This window comes from Kosakonia radicincitans DSM 16656 (assembly GCF_000280495.2).
In the GTDB taxonomy this organism is placed as follows: Bacteria; Pseudomonadota; Gammaproteobacteria; order Enterobacterales; family Enterobacteriaceae; genus Kosakonia; species Kosakonia radicincitans.
Map to the genome: position 1 here is coordinate 5500961 of NZ_CP018016.1, position 25981 is coordinate 5526941.

Sequence of the window (25981 nt, forward strand, 5' to 3'; positions counted from 1 at the left end):
GTTCCTTAAGCGTCAGACCGTTATTGTATCACGTCATTGATCGTCTGCCCGACACATCGCCACGGTGTCTTCGATCAGGCGACGCGCCACTGTGCCCGGCGGCGGCAGTAGCGGCAAGGCGTCATAGCGATACCAGCCCGCATCTAACAGCTCTTTCGGATCGATATGAATTTCACCGCTGTCATACTCCGCCATAAAGGCCGTCATCAGCGATTGCGGGAAGGGCCATGGCTGTGAGGTGACATAACGCAGGTTCTTCACCTTAATGCCGCTCTCTTCCATCACTTCACGTGCTACCGCCTGCTCCAGCGTTTCGCCAACTTCAACAAACCCGGCAAGCAAAGTGTAGATGCCATTGCGATGACGGGTATGTTGCGCGAGCAGGATGCTGTCGTCACGGCGAATCGCGACAATAATGCAGGGGGCAATTTGCGGATAATAACGTTCCCGACAGTGGTCGCAGAGCATCGCCCACTCGGTTTTGCTGGGGTGCATAGTGTGCCCGCAATAACCGCAAAACTGATGCGAGCGGTAAAACTCGGCCAGTTGCACGCCGCGCCCGGCTAACTGGAAAAGACCGACATCCTGATCGATCAGCAGTCGCACGGAGCCCATATCATGTCGACGATTCTGACGAACCATCCACACCGGTTCGCCCTGCCATTCCCCAATGTGAAGCGCGCTTTGGCCCACAAGTTCGAAATTTCCTGGCTTACCATGTGGTAATTCTCCACCGGGCAACCATAATTTTTGTTCATGGCTCACGATCCACCAGCCACGATCGGATGCTTCAATAATACGTACCATTGCACTACCTTAGCTTCACTGGCATGTTATTAACATTATTATTACATTTTTTCTGAACTTACATATTTGCGGAGCCATTTATGCTAAACCAGTTAGAAAGCCTGACAGAGCGCGTTGGAGGAAGTAACAAACTTGTCGACCACTGGCTACTTGTTCGTAAGCAACTTCTTGTTTCTTACTACAATCTGGTTGGCATTAAACCTGGCAAAGGATCGTACATGCAGCTCAATGAAAAAGCGCTGGACGATTTTTGTCACAACCTGGTGGAATACCTCTCCGCCGGCCATTTCAATATTTATGAACGTATCATCAGCGAAATGGAAGGCGCCAGCCCACTTTTAGCCGCCACGCAACTTTATCCACAACTTGAAGCCAACACCGTGGAGCTCATGAATTACTATGACTCCAGCCTGGAAAACGCCATCGATGACGACAACTGTCTGGAGTTCCAACAGGCGCTATCGGATATCGGCGAAGCGCTTGCCGCCCGCTTTATGCTGGAAGATAAGTTGATTGTGCTGGCCTATGATAACGACCTCAATGTGAGCGCCAACGACGAAAGTGGAATGGCGCGCCCCGCTTGAGTTCTTAAGCATTAACGCGTAGTTTAAAAAGCAGTCCCCCGTTTTCGGACGGGGTTTTTCTTGTCGGAGTGCCTATATTTCCACAAAATCATTCGCGATGCGTCGAGGCGGCAAGTTCGTGAACCCCCAGGAGCTTACATCAAGTAAGTGACTGGGGTGAGCGAACGCAGCCAACAAAGAGGCAGCGTGAAGGATGAAGGGGAAAAGGCTGAGACCGTTAATTCGGGATCCGCGGAACCTGATCGGGTTAAGACCTGCGAAGGGAACAAGAGTAATCCATTCACAACGACCACCCTCACGGGCGGTTTGCTGCCATTACTCCATCCGTCGTCTGACAAGCCATCTCATAATTATGGAATGAGCTATGTCTGCAAAAACTGTTACACGCCGTGAACAACGCGCCCAGGCGCAACACTTCATTGATACGCTGGAAGGCACCGCTTTCCCCAATTCGCAACGCATTTACATCACCGGTTCGCAGCCGGATATTCGCGTGCCCATGCGTGAAATCCAGCTTAGCCCGACGCTTATCGGCGGCACCAAAGCACAGCCGCAATATGAAGAAAACGAAGCCGTACCGGTGTATGACACCTCCGGCCCGTATGGCGATCCGGCTATCGCCATTAATGTGCAACAGGGGCTGGCAAAGCTGCGTGCGCCGTGGATAACCGCCCGTAACGACACTGAAACGCTCGATGAACGCAGCTCTGCGTACACCAAAGAGCGGCTGGCCGATGACGGCCTCGATGAGCTGCGTTTTGGCGGTTTGCTGACGCCGCAACGCGCCAAAGCGGGCCGCTGCGTGACGCAGTTGCACTATGCTCGCCAGGGGATCGTGACGCCGGAAATGGAATTTATCGCTATCCGTGAAAACATGGGCCGCGAGCGCATCCGCAGCGAAGTGCTGCGCAGGCAGCATCCGGGCGAAGGTTTTGGCGCACGCCTGCCGGAAAATATCACGCCGGAATTTGTCCGCGATGAAGTGGCGGCCGGTCGCGCCATTATTCCCGCCAATATTAACCACCCGGAGTCGGAACCGATGATTATCGGCCGCAACTTCCTGGTTAAAGTGAACGCCAATATCGGCAACTCGGCGGTAACCTCTTCCATCGAAGAAGAGGTGGAAAAACTGGTCTGGGCAACTCGCTGGGGCGCGGACACGGTGATGGATCTCTCCACCGGACGTTATATCCATGAAACCCGCGAATGGATCCTGCGTAACAGCCCGGTGCCGATCGGTACCGTGCCGATCTATCAGGCGCTGGAGAAGGTCAACGGGATCGCCGAAGATCTGAACTGGCAGGCGTTCCGCGACACACTGCTGGAGCAGGCGGAACAAGGGGTGGATTACTTCACCATTCACGCAGGTGTGCTGCTGCGTTACGTCCCGATGACCGCCCGCCGTCTGACCGGCATTGTTTCGCGCGGCGGTTCGATTATGGCGAAATGGTGCCTTTCCCATCATCAGGAGAACTTCCTTTACACCCACTTCCGCGAAATCTGCGAGATCTGCGCCGCTTACGACGTTGCATTGTCGCTGGGCGATGGTCTGCGTCCGGGTTCCATTCAGGACGCCAACGACGAAGCGCAATTCGCGGAGCTACACACGTTGGGCGAGCTAACCAAAATCGCCTGGGAGTACGACGTACAGGTGATGATTGAAGGTCCGGGGCATGTGCCGATGCAGATGATCCGCCGCAATATGACCGAAGAACTGAAGCACTGCCACGAAGCGCCGTTCTACACGCTTGGACCGCTCACCACTGATATCGCACCGGGTTACGACCACTTCACCTCCGGCATTGGCGCGGCGATGATTGGCTGGTTTGGCTGCGCGATGCTGTGTTATGTCACGCCAAAAGAGCATCTTGGCCTGCCGAACAAAGAGGATGTGAAACAGGGGCTTATTACATATAAGATCGCCGCCCACGCGGCTGACCTCGCCAAAGGCCATCCCGGCGCGCAGATCCGCGATAATGCCATGTCGAAAGCGCGCTTTGAGTTCCGCTGGGAAGACCAGTTTAATCTGGCGCTCGACCCCTTCACCGCCCGCGCGTATCACGATGAAACCCTGCCGCAGGAATCCGGCAAAGTCGCCCACTTCTGCTCGATGTGCGGGCCGAAATTCTGCTCAATGAAAATCTCCCAGGAAGTACGCGATTATGCCGCTTCCCAAGCTATTGAAGTTGGCATGGCAGACAAGTCGAACGACTTCCGCGCCCGCGGCGGCGAGATCTACCTGAAACGGGAGGAAGCCTGATGTACCAACCTGATTTCCCGCCGGTGCCTTTCCGTCTGGGGCTTTATCCGGTGGTCGATAGCATCGAGTGGGTAGCCCGCCTGCTGGATGCCGGAGTGCGCACCCTGCAATTACGCATCAAAGATAAACGTGATGACGAGGTCGAAGAGGATGTCATTGCCGCCATTGCGCTTGGCCGCCGCTACCACGCGCGCCTGTTTATCAATGACTATTGGCGGCTGGCGATCAAACACCAGGCTTACGGCGTTCATCTCGGCCAGGAAGATCTGGAAACCACGGATCTTAGCGCGATTCGCACGGCAGGTTTGCGTCTTGGCGTTTCGACCCATGACGATATGGAGATCGACGTGGCGCTGGCGGCGCGCCCGTCTTATATCGCGCTGGGCCATGTTTTCCCCACGCAAACCAAACAGATGCCTTCCGCGCCGCAGGGGCTGGAACAACTGGCGCGACATATTGCGCGGCTGGCCGATTACCCGACCGTAGCCATCGGTGGTATCAGTCTGGCGCGCGCACCAGAGGTACTGGCGACGGGCGTTGGCAGCATCGCCGTGGTCAGTGCAATCACCCAGGCCACTGACTGGCGGCTGGCTACCGATCAATTACTGGCGCTTGCGGGGGTGGGTGATGAATGATCGCGATTTTATGCGCTACAGCCGCCAGATCCTGCTGGAAGATATCGCTGTTGTCGGCCAGCAAAAGCTGCTCGCCAGCCGGGTGCTGATTGTTGGTCTCGGCGGTCTTGGCGCGCCCGCGGCAGTTTACCTTGCTGGCGCGGGTATCGGCACGCTGGCGCTGGCCGATGACGACGCGGTACACCTGAGTAACCTGCAACGGCAGATCCTGTTCACCACAGACGATATCAACCAACCGAAAGCGGGCGTCACCGCGCAACGCTTACACCAGCTTAATCCGGATATCGAACTGATTACTCTTGAGCAGCGGCTCAGTGGTGAAGCACTACAGCAGCAGGTTGCACAGGCTGATGTGGTGCTCGATTGCAGTGACAATATGGCCACTCGCCAGGCGATTAATGCCGCCTGCGTGGCGCAGGAAACACCGTTGATCAGCGCCAGTGCGGTTGGCTTTGGCGGACAGATGATGGTGCTGACGCCGCCCTGGCAACAGGGTTGTTATCGCTGCTTGTGGCCCGATGAAAGCGAACCGGAGCGCAACTGCCGTACGGCGGGCATTGTTGGCCCGGTGGTCGGCGTCATGGGTGCCATGCAGGCGCTGGAAGCCATCAAATTGTTAAGCGGCATCAGCACCACCAGCGGCGAGTTACGGCTATTTGATGCCCGAACCAATCTCTGGCGCACGCTGGCGCTGCATCGCGCCCAGGGATGCCCGGTATGCGGAGGGCGGCATGCAAATACGCTTCAATGATGAGCCGATGCAGTGCGCGTCCGGGCTTTCCGTTGCTGCGCTATTGCAGCACATCAATCAGCTAAAACCTGGTGCCGCGCTTGCGGTGAATCAACAGATCCTGCCGCGCGAGCGCTGGGATGAGCATCTTGTGCAGGACGGCGACGAAATCCTGCTTTTTCAGGTTATCGCAGGGGGTTGAGATGTTACGTATTGCAGATAAAACGTTTACCTCGCGGCTGTTTACCGGCACCGGTAAATTTTCCACGCCGCAACTGATGATCGACGCGATCCGCGCCTCCGGCAGTGAACTGGTCACGCTGGCCATGAAGCGCGTGGATCTTCGCAAACAAAGCGATGGCATCCTGCAACCGCTGCGCGATGCAGGTGTCACGTTGCTGCCGAACACATCCGGGGCGAAGAATGCTGAGGATGCCATTTTTGCCGCGCAGCTGGCGCGTGAAGCGCTGGGAACTCACTGGTTAAAGCTGGAAATCCACCCGGATGCCCGTTGGCTATTGCCAGATCCGATCGAAACCCTGCGCGCGGCAGAAAAGCTGGTGCAACAGGGTTTTGTAGTGCTGCCCTACTGCGGCGCCGATCCGGTGCTGTGCAAACGGCTGGAAGAAGTCGGCTGCGCGGCAGTCATGCCGCTGGGTGCGCCGATTGGTTCAAACCAGGGGCTGGAAACCCGCGCCATGCTGGAGATCATCATTGAGCAGGCGAATGTCCCGGTGGTGGTTGACGCCGGGATTGGTACGCCCAGCCATGCCACACAGGCGCTGGAGATGGGCGCAGATGCCGTGCTGGTGAATACCGCCATTGCCGTCGCCGACGATCCGGTCACCATGGCGCGCGCTTTTCGTCTGGCGGTAGAAGCCGGCACGCTGGCGCGTCAGGCCGTACCGGGTGCGCGCCAGCGTTTTGCGGCGGCCACCAGCCCGCTGACCGGTTTTCTGGAGGCCACCTTATGAGCACCTTTAGCGATTACTGGCGGCAACTCGACTGGGACGATATTGGTCTGCGCATTCACAGTAAAACCGCAGCCGATGTTGAACGCGCGCTGAATGCCCGGCAACCGACGCGCGACGATATGATGGCGCTGCTCTCCCCCGCTGCCAGCGGTTTTCTTGAAGCCATGGCGCAGCGTGCGCAGCGGCTGACCCGCCAGCGGTTTGGTAACACAGTCAGCTTTTATGTTCCGCTGTATTTGTCGAATCTCTGCGCCAATGACTGTACCTACTGCGGCTTTTCGATGAGTAACCATCTGAAGCGCAAGACACTGGATGAACAGGAGATTGCGCGTGAATGTGCAGCCTTGCGCGATCTGGGCTTTGAGCATCTGTTACTGGTAACCGGCGAGCATCAGGGCAAAGTGGGAATGGACTATTTTCGCCGCCATTTACCGGACATTCGCCGCCAGTTCGCCTCACTACAGATGGAAGTACAGCCGCTCTCAGAGGAGGAGTACGCCGAGCTGAAAACCCTTGGGCTGGATGGCGTAATGGTCTACCAGGAAACTTATCACGAAGCTCAATACGCCCGTCACCACCTGCGGGGCAAAAAGCAGGATTTCTTCTGGCGTCTGGAAACGCCGGACAGGCTTGGCCGCGCCGGGATCGACAAAATCGGCCTCGGCGCGCTGATGGGGCTTTCCGACAACTGGCGCATAGATTGCTATATGGTGGCGGAACACCTGCTATGGTTGCAACAGCACTACTGGCAAAGCCGCTTTTCCGTCTCTTTTCCGCGCCTGCGCCCCTGTGCTGGCGGCATTGAACCCGCGTCACTGATGGATGAGCGCCAGCTGGTGCAAACCATTTGCGCTTTCCGTCTGCTGGCGCCGGATGTGGAACTGTCGCTCTCAACGCGCGAATCGCCGCACTTCCGCGATCACGTGATCCCACTGGCCATCAACAATGTCAGCGCGTTTTCTAAAACGCAGCCAGGGGGTTATGCCGATGACCATCCGGAACTGGAGCAGTTTTCCCCGCACGACGGACGCCGCCCGCAAGAAGTTGCCGACGCATTAGTCGCAAGCGGGTTGCAACCCGTATGGAAAGACTGGGATAGCTGGCTGGGACGTTCGCCGCAAAAAAACAGCAATACGCTGATAACGGGTTAAAACCTTGCGGTGCGCCGCGTAAAAACAGGATCGGACTGTCGCACACAGGCAGCCGATCCTGCATGGTGTCTGTGTCAGCTTCACTGTCTGACCGGAGCGATCGCTTTACTCTCCCCTCATATCGCTCCGTTTTCCCTCCAACGGAATAAAAAACCATGCACATTGACATACATCACCCATTACAACTGTAGCGAACGATACTTAGCCATAGCAACATCTGCTGGCGATATAATTTTCCCTACAACGGACTGACAACATACCGTTCGGCTGCCTGCATCTTTCTTCCAGCCCCCTATACTTTATCTGCCACTTTTATGATGAATGCTCAAGGATATGAAAATTCATAGTCGACAACTCTCTTTCACCGCCCCCATTCTGGTGAGCTTTATCGGGATCTTCGCGGGATTTGTGATGATCGCCATCCTGGTTATCTTCAGTCAGCGCAAAGAGATGCTGGAACAATATCAGGACATTAACCGTAACTTCACCCATAACCTGGCTGTGAACCATGCCCAGTCGATCCTGCGGGAAAATGACTACATCCTTAATCGCGCCGCGCTATTTTTAGCGCAAGGCAATAATTTAGATGAAACCGTCAACGGCAATCGCGAGCAGGGTCTGCAATTAATGATGAAGCTGCTGGCGCTAATGCCGACGGTTTCTTCTATTTCGCTTGCGGATTCACAGGGAAGGTATCTGCGCGCTCCGCAGGTGATAGCAGGCAGCGTAAGCGATAGTTTCGATGCCAGCACACGCCCGTGGTTTATGCATCAGGCAGAGTCCAGCATGTTTAACCACTACACCGACACGTATACGGATTACTTCACTCATAACCCGACAGTGAGCCTCTATAAACCGGTGATTTCCCTTGACGGCAAGCTGAAGGGAACGCTGGCATTCCATCTCGATCTGGTTTCGATGAGTTTCACACTGCGTACGATGCAGGCACCGATGCAGGGGGAGTTTTTCGTGGTCGACCGTGAAGGCAAAGCGATGCTGCATCCGGATACCAGTTCGCTGTTTAAAGCATTTATCAGCCCGTTACTGCTGGCGGCAATGACCGGCGGAGAAGGCTCTGTTTACGATGAAAAAAGCGCAACCTGGTATTACTACTATGCCTTTACCAACCCGGACTGGCTTGCCATCTACAAGGTTCACGACAGCACGCTGAATAACCTTACCCGCCACGCGACCATGATCGTCGGCTGGGGTTTTGGTACGGCAGCCGTCGTGATTATTCTGTTCGGGCTTTACCTTCGTCATGCCTCAAGGACCGTACTAATCAATATCATCAATGCCATCAACACGGGCGATGTAAAACGGGCGCCGAAGCTGGAAGCTATGCTGAGCAAAGCGATCAAAAGTAACAAAGAGCGCGAACAATCATGGGTGCGCCAGGCCACTATTGATGCGTTGACCAACTGCAAAAACCGGCGCGCTTTTGATGCCGATATTGCCTCCCTGATGAACGATCACCAACCGTTTTCACTGGCACTGGTGGATATCGACAACTTCAAGTCCATCAACGATACGTGGGGTCATTTAAGTGGTGATATTGTCCTGCGCAATGTCGCGCGTGAAGGGCTGAAAGTGATGCAGCCGCATGGCATTTCGCTTTATCGCTACGGCGGAGAAGAGTTTGCAGTGATCTTCCCTGAGACGCATATTGAAAATTCACAGGATTACCTTGAAGAGTGGCGAAGCAACGTAGCAAATCGTGGCTGGCGTGAAGACGGCCTGATTGTTACCTTCAGCGCCGGGCTCGGCGAGTGGCACATGGAGTCGCTGGAGCAACTCGTCACCGGAGTTGATGAAGCGTTGTATCAAGCCAAGCAGCAGGGTAAGAACCGGATTCTACTGACGAATGCTAATTAGTGCGCGCATCGTTGCACCAATTGTAACCGGTTTCAGGTGAAGCAGGGTTTCTTTGTGATGCCATACACACAATCACGGTAAAGCGGTTGTTGATCTCAACTGCGCTGGATAATTATCAACTATCCCATCAACACGAGGCTGACTATGAAAAACATCGTTTTATGTTGTGCTGCGGGTATGTCCACCAGCATGCTGGTGCAGCGGATGAAAGATGCAGCGCAGAAGAAAGGGGTCGAAGTTTCTATCAAAGCGGTTCCCGTTGCGGAATTTAAGGACGAGATTGCAACGGCGGATATCGTGTTGCTGGGGCCACAAGTGAAATACGAGCAGGCAAAATTGCAGGCGCAGGCGGAGCCGCTGGGGAAAAAGGTGGCGGTTATCGACATGATGGATTACGGCATGATGAAAGGCGATGTCGTACTTGAAAAAGCCCTTAAGCTTCTGGAGTGAGCGCATGGAAGATTTAGAAACCATCATTATGGAACTGTTGGTTAACGCGGGCGCCGCGCGCAGCCAGGCGTTGACCGCACTGCAACAGGCACGTAAAGGCGATTTTGACGCGGCGGAACAGGCGATGGAAGAGTCGCGGGAATTCGTTAAAGCCGCGCACAAAATTCAGACTCAGTTAATCGGTCTGGATGAAGGGACAGGCAAACTGCCGGTCAATCTGATTACCGTCCATTCGCAGGATCATCTGATGAACGCGATGGTGATTCAGGATCTGGCAGGTGACATGATTGAGCTGTACCGTCGTCTGCCACTGCGTAATTGACGCGACAAATACCGCAAACACGGCCTGTATTGCAGGCATAAAAAAACCCGCCGAAGCGGGTTTTTTATTAGGCGTAACGATTACTCGTTGTCGGAACCACCCAGACCTGCGTTCAGCAGTTCTGCCAGGCTCGCAGTCGCATCTTCTGCAGTGACCTGTGGTGCTGCCGGCAGTTCGCCAGCGGCGCGACGGCGCATACGATCCTGGTGGTACGCATAACCGGTACCGGCCGGGATCAGACGACCCACGATGACGTTCTCTTTCAGACCGCGCAGTTCGTCGCGTTTGCCCGCAACGGCTGCTTCGGTAAGCACACGAGTTGTCTCCTGGAACGATGCCGCGGAGATGAAGGACTCGGTTGCCAGAGACGCTTTGGTGATACCCAGCAGATCGCGTGCATAGGTCGCAGCGATTTTGCCGTTCGCTTCCAGATCGCGGTTGGCGATCTTAACGCGAGAGTATTCAACCTGCTCACCTTCCAGGAAGTCGGAACTTCCTGCGTTAACGATGGTGGCTTTACGCAACATCTGACGAACGATAACTTCGATGTGCTTATCGTTGATCTTAACGCCCTGCAGACGGTAAACGTCCTGCACTTCGTTCACGATATAACGGGTTACCGCGTGAACGCCACGCAGACGCAGAATGTCGTGCGGCGCTTCCGGACCGTCGGAAACCACGTCACCACGTTCTACGCGTTCACCTTCAAACACGTTGAGCTGACGCCATTTCGGAATCATCTCTTCGTACGGATCGCTACCGTCAACCGGCGTGATCACCAGACGGCGTTTACCTTTGGTTTCTTTACCGAAGGAAATAATACCGCTGATTTCAGCCAGAATTGCCGGCTCTTTCGGACGACGTGCTTCGAACAGGTCCGCAACGCGCGGCAGACCACCGGTAATATCCTTGGTACCGCCGGATTCCTGCGGAATACGCGCCAGGGTGTCACCAGAGCTGATCTGTACGCCATCTTCGAGCTGAACGATCGCTTTACCCGGCAGGAAGTACTGCGCAGGCATGTCGGTACCCGGGATCAGAACGTCGTTGCCCTGCGCATCAACAATTTTCAGCGCCGGACGCAGGTCTTTACCACCAGTAGTACGTTCTGCAGAATCCAGAACCACCAGCGAGGAGAGACCGGTCAGTTCGTCGGTCTGACGGGTAATCGTCTGGCCATCGATCATGTCGGTGAAGCGAATGAAACCGCTCACTTCGGTGATAACCGGCATGGTGTGCGGATCCCAGTTTGCAACGGTTTCACCGCCAGCAACCTGCTCGCCATCACCCTTCGCCATTACCGCACCGTAAGGCACTTTATAGCTTTCTTTGGTACGACCGAATTCGTCGATCAGTTTCAGCTCAGTGTTACGGGAGGTGATAACCAGTTTGCCGCTGGAGTTAACAACCGTCTTCGCGTTGCTCAGGCGGATGCTACCTTTGTTTTTCACCTGGATACTGGATTCAGCAGCCGCACGAGATGCCGCACCACCGATGTGGAACGTACGCATCGTCAGCTGTGTACCCGGCTCACCGATGGACTGTGCCGCGATAACGCCGATAGCTTCACCTTTGTTGATGATGTGGCCACGCGCCAGGTCACGACCGTAGCAGTGCGCACATACACCAAAGTCGGTGTCACAGGATACAACGGAGCGTACTTTGACGCTGTCAACGGAGTTGACTTCCAGCAGGTCACACCACTGTTCGTTCAGCAGCGTGTTACGCGGAACCAGGATATCAGCAGTACCCGGCTTCAGAACGTCTTCCGCAGTCACACGACCCAGAACGCGATCGCGCAGCGGCTCTTTAACGTCGCCACCTTCGATAACCGGCGTCATGACGATCCCTTCGAGGGTGCCACAATCGTCTTCGGTGACCACCAGGTCCTGCGCCACATCAACCAGACGACGAGTCAGGTAACCGGAGTTCGCTGTTTTCAGTGCGGTATCCGCCAGACCTTTACGCGCACCGTGCGTGGAGATGAAGTACTGGAGTACGTTCAGACCTTCACGGAAGTTCGCGGTGATCGGCGTTTCGATGATGGAGCCATCCGGCTTCGCCATCAGACCACGCATACCAGCAAGCTGACGAATCTGGGCTGCAGAACCACGCGCACCGGAGTCGGCCATCATGTAGATGCTGTTAAAGGAAACCTGCTGCTCTTCCTGACCGTCACGGTTAATTACGGTTTCGGTTTGCAGGTTGTCCATCATCGCTTTGGATACGCGATCGTTCGCCGCAGCCCAAATATCGATAACTTTGTTGTAGCGTTCGCCAGCGGTTACCAGACCAGACTGGAACTGCTCCTGAATCTCAGCAACTTCGGCTTCCGCTTCGCTGATGATCTCGTGTTTTTTCGCCGGGATGACCATGTCATCAATACCAACGGATGCACCTGAACGCGCTGCATAAGCAAAGCCGGTGTACATCGTCTGGTCAGCAAAAATAACGGTCGGTTTCAGGCCCAGAATGCGGTAACAGGTGTTCAGCATTTTGGAGATCGCTTTCTTGCCCAGCGCCTGGTTGACGATGGAGAAAGGCAGACCTTTCGGTACGATCATCCACAAAATGGCGCGACCAACGGTCGTGTCTTTCAGGCTGGTTTTCGCAACGAATTCGCCGTTAGCATCTTTTTCATATTCGGTGATACGCACTTTAACGCGCGCATGCAGAGAGGCCAGGCCAGCGCGGTAAATACGCTCAGCTTCTTTCGGGCCAGTCAGCACCATGCCTTCGCCTTTGGCGTTAACACAGTCACGGGTCATGTAGTACAGACCCAGTACAACGTCCTGAGACGGAACGATGATAGGTTCGCCGTTCGCCGGAGACAGAATGTTGTTGGTAGACATCATCAGCGCACGCGCTTCCAACTGGGCTTCCAGCGTCAGCGGTACGTGAACAGCCATCTGGTCACCATCGAAGTCGGCGTTGTATGCCGCACAAACCAGCGGGTGCAACTGGATAGCTTTACCTTCGATCAGTACCGGCTCAAATGCCTGGATACCCAGACGGTGCAGAGTCGGCGCACGGTTCAGCAGTACCGGGTGTTCGCGGATAACTTCGTCCAGGATATCCCAAACGACAGCTTCTTCACGCTCAACCATTTTCTTCGCGGCTTTAATGGTGGTGGCGAGGCCACGCAGTTCCAGCTTGCCGTAGATGAACGGTTTGAACAGTTCCAGCGCCATTTTCTTCGGCAGACCGCACTGATGCAGACGCAGGTATGGACCTACGGTGATTACAGAACGACCGGAGTAGTCAACACGTTTACCGAGCAGGTTCTGACGGAAACGACCCTGTTTACCTTTGATCATATCGGCCAAAGATTTCAGCGGACGTTTGTTGGAACCGGTGATCGCACGACCGCGACGACCGTTATCCAGCAGGGCATCTACCGCTTCCTGCAGCATACGTTTTTCGTTGCGTACGATGATGTCCGGCGCCGCCAGATCCAGCAGACGTTTCAGACGGTTGTTACGGTTGATCACGCGACGGTACAGATCGTTCAGATCCGACGTAGCGAAACGACCACCATCCAGCGGAACCAGCGGACGCAGGTCCGGCGGCAGCACTGGCAGAACGGTCAGAATCATCCATTCCGGTTTGTTACCAGACTGTACGAAGGCTTCCAGCAGCTTGATACGCTTGGTCAGCTTCTTACGTTTGGTTTCGGAGTTAGTTTCGTTCAGTTCTTCGCGCAGCTGTTCGCACTCTTGCTCCAGATCCATGCTTTTCAGCAGAGCCTGAATAGCTTCGGCGCCCATTTTTGCGTCGAATTCGTCACCGAACTCTTCCAGCGCGTCCAGGTACTGTTCTTCGGTCAGGATCTGGTTGCGTTCCAGATTGGTCATACCGCCTTCGATAACCACATAGGATTCGAAGTACAGAACACGTTCGATATCGCGCAGCGGCATATCCAGCAGCAGGCCGATACGGGACGGCAGAGATTTCAGGAACCAGATGTGCGCAGTCGGAGACGCCAGCTCGATGTGGCCCATACGCTCACGGCGTACTTTAGTCTGGGTCACTTCAACGCCGCACTTCTCACAGATCACACCACGGTGTTTCAGGCGCTTGTACTTACCGCACAGGCACTCGTAGTCTTTTACCGGCCCAAAGATACGGGCGCAGAAAAGACCGTCACGCTCAGGCTTGAACGTACGGTAGTTAATGGTTTCCGGCTTTTTCACTTCACCGAAAGACCAGGAACGGATCATGTCTGGCGAAGCCAGAGCAATTTTGATCGCATCAAACTCTTCGGTTTTAGTTTGCGCTTTCAGAAACTTTAATAAGTCTTTCACGGATTGGCTCCCGTCGGAGTTAGCACATTCCGCTGCCGGGTATTACCCCGACAGCGGTGACCTGTTTGAGCGAGAATTACTCGTCTTCCAGTTCGATGTTGATACCCAGAGAACGGATCTCTTTCAACAGTACGTTGAAGGATTCCGGCATACCTGGTTCCATCTGATGGTTGCCGTCCACGATGTTTTTATACATCTTGGTACGACCGTTCACGTCATCAGACTTAACGGTAAGCATTTCTTGCAGGGTGTAAGCGGCACCATAAGCTTCCAGTGCCCATACTTCCATCTCACCGAAGCGCTGACCACCGAACTGTGCCTTACCACCCAGCGGCTGCTGAGTAACCAGGCTGTAAGAACCGGTGGAACGCGCATGCATCTTGTCATCAACCAGGTGGTTCAGTTTCAGCATGTACATGTAGCCGACGGTAACCTGGCGCTCGAATTGCTCACCGGTACGACCATCGAACAGAGTGATCTGACCGGAAGTCGGCAGGCCACCCAGCTGTAACAGTTCCTTAATTTCGGACTCTTTCGCACCGTCGAATACCGGCGTTGCGATCGGCATGCCTTTGCGCAGGTTTTCAGCCAGACGCAGAACTTCTTCATCACTGAAGGTATTCAGGTCAACTTTCTGACGAACGTCAGCGCCCAGATCGTATGCACGCTGGATGAATTCGCGCAGTTTCGCGACTTCCTGCTGCTGTTTCAGCATGGCGTTGATCTTGTCGCCGATACCTTTAGCAGCCATCCCCAGGTGGGTCTCGAGGATCTGACCGATGTTCATACGAGACGGTACGCCCAGCGGGTTCAGTACGATGTCTACCGGCGTGCCGTTTTCATCGTAAGGCATATCTTCGATCGGGTTGATCTTAGAAATAACACCTTTGTTACCGTGACGACCTGCCATCTTATCACCAGGCTGGATCTGACGTTTAACAGCCAGATAAACCTTAACAATCTTCAGCACGCCCGGTGCCAGATCGTCGCCCTGAGTGATTTTGCGGCGTTTCGCTTCAAGTTTTTTCTCGAACTCGTGTTTCAGTTCGTCGTACTGCTCAGCCAGTTGCTCCAGCTGATTTTGTTTCGCTTCGTCGGTCAGGCCGAGTTCCAGCCAGCGGTCGCGCGGCAGTTTGTCGAGCTTCTCAGCTTCAACGCCGCCGGAAACCAGCACGGTATGGATACGGCTGAACAGGCCAGCTTCGAGGATTTGCAGTTCTTCAGACAGATCTTTCTTCGCCTGCTTCAACTGCATCTCTTCGATTTCCAGCGCACGTTTGTCTTTTTCCACGCCATCGCGGGTAAAGACCTGAACGTCGATAACAGTACCGGAGACACCGTTCGGCACACGCAGAGAAGAGTCTTTAACGTCAGACGCTTTCTCACCGAAGATCGCGCGCAGCAGTTTCTCTTCTGGCGTCAGCTGAGTTTCGCCTTTCGGCGTTACTTTACCAACCAGAATGTCGCCGCCGGTCACTTCCGCACCGATGTAAACGATACCGGATTCATCCAGTTTGGAGAGCGCAGCTTCACCCACGTTCGGAATGTCAGCGGTGATCTCTTCCGGCCCCAGCTTGGTGTCACGGGACACACACGCCAGTTCCTGAATGTGGATCGTTGTAAAACGATCTTCCTGAACAACACGTTCGGAGACGAGGATGGAGTCTTCGAAGTTGTAACCGTTCCACGGCATGAACGCTACGCGCATGTTCTGGCCGAGTGCCAGTTCACCGAGGTCGGTGGACGGGCCGTCTGCCAGCACGTCGCCGCGCTCAATTGGCTCACCCAGATAAACACACGGCATCTGGTTGATGCAGGTGTTCTGGTTAGAACGGGTGTATTTGGTCAGGTTATAGATGTCGATACCTGCTTCACCCGGGTACATCTCGTCTTCGTTAACTTTGATAACGATACGGGAAGCATCCACGTACTGAACGGTACCGCCACGTTTCGCAACTGCGGTTACACCGGAGTCAACGGCAACAGCACGTTCCATACCGGTACCAACCAGCGGCTTATCAGCGCGCAGAGTCGGAACCGCCTGACGTTGCATGTTCGCACCCATCAATGCACGGTTGGCGTCATCGTGTTCCAGGAACGGGATCAGGGACGCACCGACGGAAACCACCTGCTGGGTAGAAACGTCCATGTAGTCAACCTGGTCTGCGCTGAAGAGGCTGGATTCGCCTTTGCTGCGGCAGGTCACCAGATCGTCTACAAAACGACCTTCTTCCGTCAGGTTGGTGTTCGCCTGAGCGATAACATAGTTACCTTCTTCAATTGCAGAAAGGTAATGGATCTCGTCAGTTACCACGCCGTCAGTCACTTTACGGTACGGCGTTTCGAGGAAGCCGTATTCGTTAGTCTGTGCATACACGGACAGGGAGTTGATCAGACCGATGTTCGGACCTTCAGGCGTTTCGATCGGACATACGCGACCGTAGTGGGTCGGGTGAACGTCTCGAACTTCGAAGCCTGCACGCTCACGGGTCAGACCGCCTGGGCCGAGTGCAGAGATACGACGTTTATGCGTAATCTCGGACAGCGGGTTGTTCTGGTCCATAAACTGAGACAGTTGGCTGGAACCGAAGAACTCTTTCACGGCTGCGGAGATCGGCTTGGCGTTGATCATATCCTGCGGCATCAGGGTATCCAGATCGCCCAGAGACAGACGCTCTTTCACCGCACGCTCTACACGCACCAGGCCAACACGGAACTGGTTTTCCGCCATTTCACCAACGGAACGGATACGACGGTTGCCGAGGTGGTCGATATCATCCACTTCACCAATACCGTTACGGATACCGATGAGCTTTTTCATCACTTCGATGATGTCTTCTTTGCTCAGGATACCGGAACCTTCGATGGTGTCGCGCAGCAGAGAACGGTTGAACTTCATACGACCAACCGCAGACAGATCGTAGCGGTCTTCAGAGAAGAACAGGTTCTCGAACAGGCTTTCAGCCGCTTCACGAGTCGGCGGTTCACCCGGACGCATCATACGGTAGATCTCTACCAGCGCGCTCAGTCGATCGTTGGTCGGGTCGACGCGTACAGTCTCAGAGATGTACGGACCGTGGTCCAGATCGTTGGTAAACAGCGTTTCGATACGTTTGTGGCCCGCCTGGCTCAGCTTGGCCAGCAGATCGAGCGACAGTTCCATGTTCGCCGGGCAGATCAGTTCGCCAGTGGATTCGTCGATGTAGTCTTTAGACGCCACTTTACCCGCGATGTACTCAACCGGAACTTCGATATGTTGAATCTCGTCTTTTTCCAGCTGACGGATATGGCGCGCGGTAATACGGCGGCCTTTCTCAACATACATTTTGCCGTTCGCTTCGATGTCGAAGGACGCAGTTTCGCCGCGCAGACGTTCCGGCACCAGTTCCATTTGCAGTTTGTTGTCGCGAATCTCAAAGACCACTTTTTCAAAGAACAGGTCAAGGATCTGCTCAGTGGTGTAGTTCAACGCGCGCAGGATAATGGTAGCCGGCAGCTTACGACGACGGTCGATACGAACGAACAGGTTATCTTTCGGATCGAATTCAAAGTCCAGCCAGGACCCACGGTAAGGAATAATACGTGCGTTATAAAGCACCTTACCAGGTGAGTGGGTTTTACCCTTATCGCTGTCAAAGAAGACACCTGGGCTACGGTGGAGCTGAGAAACGATAACACGCTCAGTACCGTTGATAACAAAGGTACCGTTGTCGGTCATGAGCGGAATTTCGCCCATGTAGACTTCTTGTTCTTTAATATCTTTAACAGTGCCTTCCGGCGCTTCGCGCTCGTAGATCACCAGACGCAGTTTTACGCGCAACGGAGCGGAGTAAGTTACGCCACGGATCTGACACTCTTTAACGTCAAAAACAGGTTCGCCAAGACGGTAGCTGACGTATTGCAGTTCCGAATTGCCGCTGTAGCTCTTAATCGGGAACACGGAGCGGAATGCCGCTTCCAGACCGTACTGCCCTTCAGGATCTTGCTCGATAAACTTCTGGAACGAGTCAAGCTGGATAGAAAGGAGATATGGAACATCCAGAACTTGTGGACGTTTACCAAAATCCTTACGAATACGTTTTTTCTCGGTATAGGAGTAAACCATAGGGTTCCTCAGCTCGCTGACAAGTCGACCCACTCTGCCCGTCGAAAGGACAGTTTATGCAACACTATTTTTTTGACCGGAAAGTGGAGCACTTTCCGCAATGCTTGTTGCTATCACGCTTAAATCATTTCATTGCGATTTACACAGAAGCGAGCTCCTGTCGCAGTATATTAAGTCGTCGATAGAAACAAGCATTGTAAAGGCTACTGGTAGTCAAACAGTGTGAAACGCTACCGGCACCTTCTACAGCGCAAAAAGGCTGGTGACCAAAAAGTCACCAGCCATCAGCCTGATTACTCAGGCTGCAACCGGAAGGGTTGGCTTATTTAACTTCAACTTCAGCGCCAGCTTCTTCCAGAGATTTTTTCAGAGCTTCAGCGTCATCTTTGCTCACGCCTTCTTTCAGAGCGGCCGGAGCAGATTCTACCAGGTCTTTAGCTTCTTTCAGACCCAGGCCAGTTGCGCCACGTACTGCTTTGATAACAGCAACTTTGTTAGCGCCAGCGGCTTTCAGAATAACGTCGAATTCAGTTTTCTCTTCAGCAGCTTCAGCAGCCGGGCCAGCAGCAACAGCTACAGCAGCAGCAGCAGAAACACCGAATTTTTCTTCCATTGCAGAAATCAGTTCTACAACGTCCATTACGGACATAGCGGCAACTGCTTCAATGATTTGATCTTTAGTGATAGACATTTAAATTGTTCCTGAATATCAGAATAAGTTTATACGTAAGCAAATGCTTTATAAAGAAAACTGCGATTAAGCAGCTTCTTTCGCATCGCGTACAGCAGCCAGAGTACGAACCAGTTTGCCAGCAGAGGCTTCTTTCATGGTTGCCATCAGGCGTGCAATTGCTTCTTCGTAGGTCGGCAGGGTTGCCAGGCGATCGATCTGGGACGCCGGGATCAACTCACCTTCAAAGGCAGCGGCTTTGACCTCAAATTTTGCATTCGCTTTCGCGAACTCTTTGAACAGACGAGCAGCAGCGCCCGGGTGTTCCATAGAGTATGCAATCAGGGTCGGACCAACAAACGCGTCTTTCAGGCACTCAAAAGAAGTACCTTCAACAGCACGGCGCAGCAGGGTGTTACGAACAACACGCATGTAAACGCCAGCTTCGCGACCTGCTTTACGCAGTTCGGTCATTTTATCTACGGTCACGCCACGGGAATCCGCAACAACCGCAGACAGCGCGCCTTTGGCTACTTCGCTGACTTCAGCAACAATCGCTTGTTTGTCTTGAAGATTTAAAGCCATTAGCTTTGCTCCTGGATGTTTGCCAGGGCTCATGCCCTGGAACTCACTTCACTCTTTTCAAAGAAAAGAGCGTCTTAATACGGTGAGCAGAAACAAGCCAAAGAGTACTTTAAAAATAATCTTTAGGTTCTGTCACCGTCTACGCAGGGAATTAAGCTTCTTACGAAACACCTGCGGTCTTCGACGGAGGCCTGGATAGGCCAGGCTCCAACGAACAAATCTTTTCTTGCTAACTTACGCTAGCAAATCGTGGGGGTAAGATTGTAGACAAATTCACCACCCACGTAAAGGCGAATCTTAGTTCGCTACTGCGCTCAGACCAGCCTGGTCTACCGCAACACCAGCACCCATGGTGGTGGAGATGCTAACTTTCTTGATGTACACGCCTTTCGCCTGAGTCGGTTTGGCTTTTTTCAGCGCAACCAGCAGAGCTTCCAGGTTTTCTTTCAGTTTGTCAGCGTCAAAGTTCACTTTACCGATGGTGGTGTGGATGATGCCGTTTTTGTCGTTACGGTAACGAATCTGACCGGCTTTAGCGTTTTTAACTGCTTCAGCAACGTTCGGAGTTACAGTACCAACTTTCGGGTTCGGCATCAGGCCACGCGGACCCAGAACCTGGCCCAGTTGACCAACAACGCGCATTGCATCCGGGGAAGCAATAACAACGTCAAAGTTCATTTCGCCTTTTTTGATCTGGTCAGCCAGATCTTCCATACCTACCAGCTCTGCGCCAGCCGTTTTAGCAGCTTCAGCGTTCGGGCCCTGGGTAAATACGGCAACGCGAACTGAACGGCCAGTACCGTGCGGCAGTACAGTCGCACCACGTACGTTCTGGTCAGATTTACGCGCGTCGATGCCGAGGTTAACGGCAACGTCTACGCTTTCTACGAATTTAGCAGTGGCCAGCTCTTTCAGCAGAGCAATGGCTTCGTTGATGTCGTACTGTTTAGTCGCATCAACCTTGTCACGGATCACGCGCATGCGCTTGGTCAGTTTAGCCATTTCTTAATCCTCCACTACCAGGCCCATGGAACGTGCAGTACCTTCGATTGAGCGAGTCATCGCTTCAATGTCAGCACCGGTCATGTCCGCGGCTTTAGTCTGAGCGATTTCCTGCAGCTGAGCGCGGGAGATTTTGCCCACTTTGTCTTTGTTCGGCTTGCCGGAACCAGACTTGATACCAGCTGCTTTCTTCAGCAGAACTGCTGCCGGAGGCGTTTTGGTAACGAAAGTGAAGGAACGGTCAGCGTAAACGGTAATAACTACCGGAATTGGCAGACCTTTTTCCAGGGATTCTGTTTTGGCGTTGAACGCTTTACAGAATTCCATGATGTTAACACCTTGCTGACCCAGAGCCGGACCGACTGGCGGGCTCGGGTTTGCCATGCCAGCTGCAACCTGCAGCTTGACGTAGGCCTGGACTTTCTTAGCCATTGAAATTTCCTCGTTTGGGTATAGCGCCCCTAAAGGCTCCCCATGTTAAAGATGTTTTACGTGCATATCGCCCGTAAAAACAAAAGGCGCGAAATTGTATGTCAATTTCGCGCCTTGTGCAACGTTTGATCGCCGAAGAATTAAGCTTTTTCTACCTGGCTGAAATCCAGTTCTACCGGAGTCGCACGACCAAAGATAGAAACGGAAACCTTCAGACGGGACTTCTCGTAGTCCACTTCTTCAACCACGCCGTTAAAGTCAGCGAACGGACCGTCGCTAACGCGAACCATTTCGCCTGGCTCAAACAGCGTTTTCGGACGCGGCTTATCACCGACCTGCTGGAGGCGGTTCATAATCGCATCGACTTCTTTATCGCTAATCGGCGCGGGACGATCGGACGTACCACCGATGAAGCCCATAACGCGCGGAACGCTGCGTACCAGGTGCCAACTGGCATCATTCATTACCATCTGGACAAGCACGTAGCCGGGGAAGAATTTACGTTCGCTTTTGCGACGTTGGCCGCCACGGATTTCAACCACTTCTTCGGTTGGAACCATAACTTCGCCAAACAACTCTTCCATGTTGTGTAATTTGATATGCTCACGCAGCGATGTTGCTACGCGGCCTTCAAAACCGGAAAACGCCTGAACGACGTACCAGCGCTTTTTAGGAGCTTCAGACATCTCAGAACCTCAGGCCAGTGATAAAGGAAACCAGGCGAACCAGAATACCATCCAGTCCCCACAGGATCAGTGACATGACTGCGGTTACCGCAGCCACGATCAATGTGGTGTGCAACGTTTCCTGACGAGTAGGCCAAATCACTTTACGTACTTCGGTTCTCGCTTCACGGGCAAATGCAACGGTCGCTTTACCCTTCGTCGTCAACAGCGCGACACCACCTGCTGCAGCAATCAGAATAACAACTGCCAGCGCGCGGAGTGGCAGCATCATGTCACGATAAAGATAGTTGCCAACGATAGCCACGAGCAGCAGTACAGCAACAACAACCCACTTCATCGCTTCCAGGCCGCGCCCGCTCCCTTGAGCTTCGGTATTCGCACTCATAAACCAACCTGTCACAAGAATTCAGACAAACATTTTTGCCCCGCATAAGCGAGGCAACCAAACCGAAATGCTCTGGCGAGATTCGGACTAACGCCCTCAACAGAGCCTGTCTCAGCAATGATTATGACAAAAAAAATCACTGATGAGCCAGGTTCTGGTTCGAAAGCGTACAAAAAGGGCATCAAATGATGCCCTCTTATTGCGCATTGCGTCAAATGTTATCAGCGATTAGCTGAGAACTTTTGCCACAACGCCCGCGCCAACGGTACGGCCGCCTTCACGGATTGCGAAACGCAGACCATCGTCCATCGCAATCGGGTGAATCAGGGTAACAACCATTTTGATGTTGTCGCCCGGCATTACCATCTCTACGCCTTCCGGCAGTTCGATGGTGCCAGTCACGTCAGTTGTACGGAAGTAGAACTGCGGACGGTAGCCTTTGAAGAACGGAGTGTGACGGCCGCCTTCATCTTTGGACAGGATATAAACTTCTGATTCGAATTTGGTGTGCGGCTTGATTGAACCCGGCTTAGCCAGTACCTGACCACGTTCGATTTCTTCACGTTTGATACCACGCAGCAGAACACCCACGTTCTCGCCCGCACGGCCTTCGTCCAGCAGTTTGCGGAACATTTCAACGCCAGTACAGGTCGATTTCGCGGTGTCTTTGATACCAACGATTTCAACTTCTTCACCCACTTTGATGATACCGCGTTCTACACGACCGGTAACAACGGTACCACGACCGGAGATGGAGAATACGTCTTCGATCGGCAGCAGGAACGGCTTGTCAATCGCACGCTCTGGTTCCGGAATGTAGGAATCCAGGAAGCCTGCCAGTTCGATGATTTTCGCTTCCCACTCTGCTTCGCCTTCCAGCGCTTTCAGAGCAGAACCACGAACGATCGGCGTGTCGTCGCCCGGGAAATCGTACTGAGACAGCAGTTCACGAACTTCCATCTCTACCAGTTCCAGCAGCTCTTCGTCATCAACCATGTCACATTTGTTCAGGAACACGATGATGTACGGAACGCCTACCTGACGACCCAGCAGGATGTGCTCACGGGTCTGCGGCATCGGACCGTCAGTCGCAGCAACAACCAGGATCGCGCCGTCCATCTGCGCAGCACCGGTGATCATGTTTTTAACATAGTCGGCGTGCCCCGGGCAGTCTACGTGCGCGTAGTGGCGGGTCGGGGTGTCATATTCAACGTGAGAAGTGTTGATGGTGATACCACGAGCTTTTTCTTCCGGCGCGTTATCGATCTGATCGAATGCGCGGGCAGAACCACCGTAGGTTTTTGCCAGAACGGTAGTGATTGCAGCAGTCAGGGTAGTTTTACCATGGTCAACGTGGCCGATAGTACCGACGTTAACGTGCGGTTTTGTACGTTCAAACTTTTCTTTAGACATCGATTGTCCCTCTAAGACACGGATAAATCGGTGATATCACCACATCAACCAGGCAACATGCCCGACTTGTTGAATGCTAAATAACAGAAGAAAAACCAGGGAGGAGAAATGAAGTGGTGCTGATACCCAGAGTCGAACTGGGGACCTCACCCTTACCAAGGGTGCGCTCTACCAACTGAGCCATATCAGCACATCGTGGAGCGGGCAGCGGGAATCGAACCCGCATCATCAGCTTGGAAGGCTGAGGTAATAGCCATTATACGATGCCCGCATCCTGAAACTCGGCTACCCAGTGCTTCTGTATTGTCGGGAGAAGATTTTCTCTCCCTAAGAGCTGATTCACTACTGACACCAACTCTGGTTACGTTTTAGCGTAACTGAAAATGGTGGTGGGGGAAGGATTCGAACCTTCGAAGTCTGTGACGGCAGATTTACAGTCTGCTCCCTTTGGCCGCTCGGGAACCCCACCGGACTTGATGGTGCCGACTACCGGAATCGAACTGGTGACCTACTGATTACAAGTCAGTTGCTCTACCTACTGAGCTAAGTCGGCATCAAGTAGCGCGCATTCTAGGGAGACAGAGGAGTTGATGCAACAAAAAAATTGCACAAAACGTTCTATCGCTCACATTTTGCACGACACCCCATATAAACGCTGTAATTTCATGCAAGGAAGTATAAAAAAACAGCACCATATTCCACGACTTTGCGCCGCTAAGCCTCCTTTAACCGCGACAACATCGGGCATCTCTTCGGTGCGACTGCGTTAACATGGTGCAAAAAACCGTCATCGCAGTGAATATCTCTGAAGACAGACCCAGATTGTGAGTTGGATCACTAATTGCATTGCTTTAGCCACCAACCCAATGGAGGTTTCACGATGAAAATTGTCTTGTTAAACGCAGCTACTTTGCCGGTCTACTGTCCGGAACTCGCCGAACTGCTGCTTGATGCACTTCATAGTGGTGCCTCTATCGGGTATCAACGCGCGATTAGCCAGCAGGAAGCAGAAAACGCCTTCTCACGATTACGCAACGAGCTGGAAACAGGTGAACGCCTGATCTGGATTGCACGCGATGAACAGGGCGTTGCCGGCAGCGTCAGCCTGCAACTCCCTACGCAACCTGAAGCACTGAACAGAGCCAACATAAAATTGTTGTTGGTACACCGCCGCGTGCGGCGCACCGGTATTGGGAAGAAGCTCCTGGCGGAGCTGGAGAAAACAGCCTGTATGCGTCAGCGCGGTCTACTGTGGCTGGAAACACCGTCAGGTTCTGCTGCAGAAGCGTTTTATCGTTCGCAAGGATATCGCTGCCTTGGGGAAATTCCCGATTATCTCTGTTCAGCGGATGGTTATTACCAACCAGCGGCCATTTACTTCAAACGTTTATTTGCGGTTAATCAGTTTGTTCGTTCTATTGCCAGCTGATGTGCAGAGCGTGATGCTTTCCCTGGAAAGCATCACGCAGACGCGATTTTTCATATTATTCCCTGTCATCTGGTGTTAACCTCCTGCCCATTGATCCCACTTATTTCAATAACGTCGAGCCATAGCATTACCTTAAGAGACTCTCTCTCTCACAACGTACCGGAAGCCTACGTGACGAGGGGTAATAGCAGGCAGATAAAGCTTATGAGTAAAAAAGAGCAAACGTTAATGACGCCTTACTTACAGTTTAATCGCAGCCAGTGGGCTGCTCTTCGTGATTCAGTTCCGATGACGCTTACTGAGGGCGAAATCGCACGATTAAAAGGCATTAATGAAGACCTTTCTTTGGAAGAAGTTGCAGAGATTTATCTCCCCCTTTCCCGTTTACTCAATTTCTATATCAGTTCGAACCTGCGCCGCCAGGCCGTACTTGAGCAATTCCTTGGGACGAATGGGCAACGCATTCCGTACATCATTAGCATTGCGGGCAGCGTAGCGGTAGGAAAAAGTACTACCGCCCGTGTGCTACAGGCATTATTGAGCCGCTGGCCAGAACATCGTCGTGTTGAACTCATTACGACTGATGGTTTTCTGCATCCCAATCAGGTACTGAAAGATCGTGGGCTAATGAAGAAAAAAGGCTTCCCGCAATCTTATGATATGCATCGCCTGGTGCAGTTTGTTTCGGATATTAAATCCGGGGTGCCGAATGTCACAGCGCCAGTTTATTCGCACCTTATATACGACGTGATCCCGGATGGGGATAAAACGGTTGCGCAGCCTGATATTTTAATTCTCGAAGGGTTGAATGTATTACAGAGCGGCATGGATTATCCTCATGACCCGCATCATGTATTTGTCTCCGATTTTGTCGACTTTTCTATTTATGTTGATGCGCCGGAAGATCTATTACAAACCTGGTATATCAACCGCTTCCTGAAGTTCCGCGAAGGCGCATTTACCAATCCTGACTCCTATTTCCACAATTATGCGAAATTATCCGAACAGGAAGCGATTGAGATCGCCTTGTCGCTGTGGAAAGAAATTAACGGCTTAAATCTTAAAGAAAATATTTTACCAACCCGTGAGCGGGCCAGCCTGATTATGACTAAAAGCGCAAACCATGCGGTTGAGCAAGTTCGTTTGCGTAAATAAATAAAGGGAGCGTCTCGCTCCCCTTGT

At 53.2% G+C, this 25981-nt stretch carries 22 protein-coding genes and 4 tRNA genes; 12 read left to right on the forward strand and 14 right to left on the reverse strand.

Features of this window, described 5'->3' with window-relative positions; translation table 11 throughout:
* Window positions 1-33: 33 nt before the first annotated feature.
* Window positions 34-807, reverse strand: coding sequence for an NAD(+) diphosphatase (gene nudC / locus Y71_RS26415; protein WP_081120876.1), 774 nt, complete (start codon window positions 805-807; stop codon window positions 34-36).
* Between the two features lie 80 nt (window positions 808-887).
* Between nudC and Y71_RS26420 the strand changes: the two genes are divergently transcribed.
* From Y71_RS26420 to Y71_RS26465, 10 genes are all read left to right on the forward strand, one after another.
* Complete coding sequence (locus Y71_RS26420) at window positions 888-1391, forward strand: Rsd/AlgQ family anti-sigma factor (protein ID WP_035890314.1); 504 nt, start codon at window positions 888-890, stop codon at window positions 1389-1391.
* Window positions 1392-1755: 364 nt separating this feature from the next.
* Window positions 1756-3651: a phosphomethylpyrimidine synthase ThiC gene (gene thiC, locus Y71_RS26425; RefSeq protein ID WP_081120878.1), complete on the forward strand. Its 1896-nt coding sequence runs from the start codon at window positions 1756-1758 to the stop codon at window positions 3649-3651.
* Complete coding sequence (gene thiE, locus Y71_RS26430; protein WP_081120881.1) at window positions 3651-4286, forward strand: thiamine phosphate synthase; 636 nt, start codon at window positions 3651-3653, stop codon at window positions 4284-4286. Before thiC ends, thiE begins: the two co-directional genes overlap by 1 nt.
* The gene (locus Y71_RS26435; RefSeq protein WP_079517112.1) at window positions 4279-5037 is read left to right on the forward strand and encodes a HesA/MoeB/ThiF family protein; all 759 of its coding nucleotides are present in this window, start codon (window positions 4279-4281) and stop codon (window positions 5035-5037) included. Before thiE ends, Y71_RS26435 begins: the two co-directional genes overlap by 8 nt.
* Entirely contained in the window at window positions 5018-5218 is a 201-nt protein-coding gene (gene thiS, locus Y71_RS26440; protein WP_035890307.1) for a sulfur carrier protein ThiS, read from the forward strand. The genes Y71_RS26435 and thiS overlap by 20 nt, the downstream gene beginning before the upstream one ends.
* Window position 5219: 1 nt before the next feature.
* Window positions 5220-5990 (forward strand): thiazole synthase, encoded by a 771-nt coding sequence (thiG, locus tag Y71_RS26445; RefSeq protein WP_035890305.1) that lies wholly within the window; start codon window positions 5220-5222, stop codon window positions 5988-5990.
* Window positions 5987-7141: a 2-iminoacetate synthase ThiH gene (gene thiH, locus Y71_RS26450; RefSeq protein WP_071921792.1), complete on the forward strand. Its 1155-nt coding sequence runs from the start codon at window positions 5987-5989 to the stop codon at window positions 7139-7141. The genes thiG and thiH overlap by 4 nt, the downstream gene beginning before the upstream one ends.
* 333 nt (window positions 7142-7474) lie before the next feature.
* A complete protein-coding gene (locus Y71_RS26455) occupies window positions 7475-9016 on the forward strand; it encodes a sensor domain-containing diguanylate cyclase (RefSeq protein WP_071921791.1) in 1542 nt (513 codons plus the stop codon).
* 144 nt (window positions 9017-9160) lie between these two features.
* Window positions 9161-9466: a PTS sugar transporter subunit IIB gene (locus Y71_RS26460; RefSeq protein WP_035890299.1), complete on the forward strand. Its 306-nt coding sequence runs from the start codon at window positions 9161-9163 to the stop codon at window positions 9464-9466.
* 4 nt (window positions 9467-9470) lie between these two features.
* Window positions 9471-9788: a PTS lactose/cellobiose transporter subunit IIA gene (locus Y71_RS26465; RefSeq protein WP_035890295.1), complete on the forward strand. Its 318-nt coding sequence runs from the start codon at window positions 9471-9473 to the stop codon at window positions 9786-9788.
* Window positions 9789-9868: 80 nt separating this feature from the next.
* Here Y71_RS26465 and rpoC read toward each other — a convergent pair whose 3' ends face one another.
* The 13 genes from rpoC to Y71_RS26540 all read right to left on the reverse strand — a co-directional run bounded on the left by rpoC (window position 9869) and on the right by Y71_RS26540 (window position 23923).
* Window positions 9869-14092, reverse strand: coding sequence for a DNA-directed RNA polymerase subunit beta' (gene rpoC, locus Y71_RS26470; RefSeq protein ID WP_035890294.1), 4224 nt, complete (start codon window positions 14090-14092; stop codon window positions 9869-9871).
* Between the two features lie 76 nt (window positions 14093-14168).
* Window positions 14169-18197, reverse strand: coding sequence for a DNA-directed RNA polymerase subunit beta (rpoB, locus tag Y71_RS26475; protein WP_081120883.1), 4029 nt, complete (start codon window positions 18195-18197; stop codon window positions 14169-14171).
* 322 nt (window positions 18198-18519) lie between these two features.
* Complete coding sequence (rplL, locus tag Y71_RS26480) at window positions 18520-18888, reverse strand: 50S ribosomal protein L7/L12 (RefSeq protein WP_035890291.1); 369 nt, start codon at window positions 18886-18888, stop codon at window positions 18520-18522.
* A 66-nt stretch (window positions 18889-18954) separates the two neighbouring features.
* On the reverse strand, window positions 18955-19452 hold the full coding sequence (gene rplJ / locus Y71_RS26485; RefSeq protein ID WP_035890288.1) for a 50S ribosomal protein L10: 498 nt from the start codon (window positions 19450-19452) through the stop codon (window positions 18955-18957).
* Between the two features lie 297 nt (window positions 19453-19749).
* Entirely contained in the window at window positions 19750-20454 is a 705-nt protein-coding gene (rplA, locus tag Y71_RS26495; protein ID WP_081120886.1) for a 50S ribosomal protein L1, read from the reverse strand.
* A gap of 3 nt (window positions 20455-20457) precedes the next feature.
* Window positions 20458-20886 (reverse strand): 50S ribosomal protein L11, encoded by a 429-nt coding sequence (rplK, locus tag Y71_RS26500; protein ID WP_008503452.1) that lies wholly within the window; start codon window positions 20884-20886, stop codon window positions 20458-20460.
* A gap of 140 nt (window positions 20887-21026) precedes the next feature.
* Window positions 21027-21572 (reverse strand): transcription termination/antitermination protein NusG, encoded by a 546-nt coding sequence (gene nusG / locus Y71_RS26505; RefSeq protein ID WP_006816549.1) that lies wholly within the window; start codon window positions 21570-21572, stop codon window positions 21027-21029.
* Between the two features lies 1 nt (window position 21573).
* Window positions 21574-21957, reverse strand: a complete 384-nt coding sequence (gene secE, locus Y71_RS26510) for a preprotein translocase subunit SecE (protein ID WP_003033128.1) — start codon at window positions 21955-21957, stop codon at window positions 21574-21576.
* Window positions 21958-22185: 228 nt separating this feature from the next.
* Window positions 22186-23370 carry an elongation factor Tu gene (gene tuf, locus Y71_RS26520; RefSeq protein WP_017460031.1) on the reverse strand — a complete coding sequence of 395 codons (1185 nt, stop codon included), beginning with the start codon at window positions 23368-23370 and terminating at the stop codon, window positions 22186-22188.
* Window positions 23371-23484: 114 nt separating this feature from the next.
* Window positions 23485-23560, reverse strand: a tRNA-Thr gene (locus Y71_RS26525).
* Window positions 23561-23566: 6 nt separating this feature from the next.
* Window positions 23567-23641: transfer RNA gene (locus Y71_RS26530), tRNA-Gly, on the reverse strand.
* 113 nt (window positions 23642-23754) lie between these two features.
* Window positions 23755-23839: transfer RNA gene (locus tag Y71_RS26535), tRNA-Tyr, on the reverse strand.
* Window positions 23840-23847: 8 nt separating this feature from the next.
* Window positions 23848-23923, reverse strand: a tRNA-Thr gene (locus Y71_RS26540).
* 327 nt (window positions 23924-24250) lie between these two features.
* Here Y71_RS26540 and Y71_RS26545 point away from each other — a divergent pair.
* Together Y71_RS26545 and coaA are read left to right on the forward strand one after the other, a co-directional pair.
* Window positions 24251-24799, forward strand: a complete 549-nt coding sequence (locus Y71_RS26545; protein ID WP_035890514.1) for a GNAT family N-acetyltransferase — start codon at window positions 24251-24253, stop codon at window positions 24797-24799.
* A 204-nt stretch (window positions 24800-25003) separates the two neighbouring features.
* Window positions 25004-25954: a type I pantothenate kinase gene (coaA, locus tag Y71_RS26550; RefSeq protein WP_035890515.1), complete on the forward strand. Its 951-nt coding sequence runs from the start codon at window positions 25004-25006 to the stop codon at window positions 25952-25954.
* The last annotated feature ends 27 nt before the right edge of the window (window positions 25955-25981 follow it).

Coding starts and splice junctions, on each gene's coding strand:
- nudC (WP_081120876.1), bottom strand. CDS start 807: ATGGTACGTATTATTGAAGCATCCGATCGTGGCTGGTGGATCGTGAGC.
- Y71_RS26420 (WP_035890314.1), top strand. CDS start 888: ATGCTAAACCAGTTAGAAAGCCTGACAGAGCGCGTTGGAGGAAGTAAC.
- thiC (WP_081120878.1), top strand. CDS start 1,756: ATGTCTGCAAAAACTGTTACACGCCGTGAACAACGCGCCCAGGCGCAA.
- thiE (WP_081120881.1), top strand. CDS start 3,651: ATGTACCAACCTGATTTCCCGCCGGTGCCTTTCCGTCTGGGGCTTTAT.
- Y71_RS26435 (WP_079517112.1), top strand. CDS start 4,279: ATGAATGATCGCGATTTTATGCGCTACAGCCGCCAGATCCTGCTGGAA.
- thiS (WP_035890307.1), top strand. CDS start 5,018: ATGCAAATACGCTTCAATGATGAGCCGATGCAGTGCGCGTCCGGGCTT.
- thiG (WP_035890305.1), top strand. CDS start 5,220: ATGTTACGTATTGCAGATAAAACGTTTACCTCGCGGCTGTTTACCGGC.
- thiH (WP_071921792.1), top strand. CDS start 5,987: ATGAGCACCTTTAGCGATTACTGGCGGCAACTCGACTGGGACGATATT.
- Y71_RS26455 (WP_071921791.1), top strand. CDS start 7,475: ATGAAAATTCATAGTCGACAACTCTCTTTCACCGCCCCCATTCTGGTG.
- Y71_RS26460 (WP_035890299.1), top strand. CDS start 9,161: ATGAAAAACATCGTTTTATGTTGTGCTGCGGGTATGTCCACCAGCATG.
- Y71_RS26465 (WP_035890295.1), top strand. CDS start 9,471: ATGGAAGATTTAGAAACCATCATTATGGAACTGTTGGTTAACGCGGGC.
- rpoB (WP_081120883.1), bottom strand. CDS start 18,197: ATGGTTTACTCCTATACCGAGAAAAAACGTATTCGTAAGGATTTTGGT.
- rplL (WP_035890291.1), bottom strand. CDS start 18,888: ATGTCTATCACTAAAGATCAAATCATTGAAGCAGTTGCCGCTATGTCC.
- rplJ (WP_035890288.1), bottom strand. CDS start 19,452: ATGGCTTTAAATCTTCAAGACAAACAAGCGATTGTTGCTGAAGTCAGC.
- rplA (WP_081120886.1), bottom strand. CDS start 20,454: ATGGCTAAACTGACCAAGCGCATGCGCGTGATCCGTGACAAGGTTGAT.
- rplK (WP_008503452.1), bottom strand. CDS start 20,886: ATGGCTAAGAAAGTCCAGGCCTACGTCAAGCTGCAGGTTGCAGCTGGC.
- nusG (WP_006816549.1), bottom strand. CDS start 21,572: ATGTCTGAAGCTCCTAAAAAGCGCTGGTACGTCGTTCAGGCGTTTTCC.
- secE (WP_003033128.1), bottom strand. CDS start 21,957: ATGAGTGCGAATACCGAAGCTCAAGGGAGCGGGCGCGGCCTGGAAGCG.
- tuf (WP_017460031.1), bottom strand. CDS start 23,370: ATGTCTAAAGAAAAGTTTGAACGTACAAAACCGCACGTTAACGTCGGT.
- Y71_RS26545 (WP_035890514.1), top strand. CDS start 24,251: ATGAAAATTGTCTTGTTAAACGCAGCTACTTTGCCGGTCTACTGTCCG.
- coaA (WP_035890515.1), top strand. CDS start 25,004: ATGAGTAAAAAAGAGCAAACGTTAATGACGCCTTACTTACAGTTTAAT.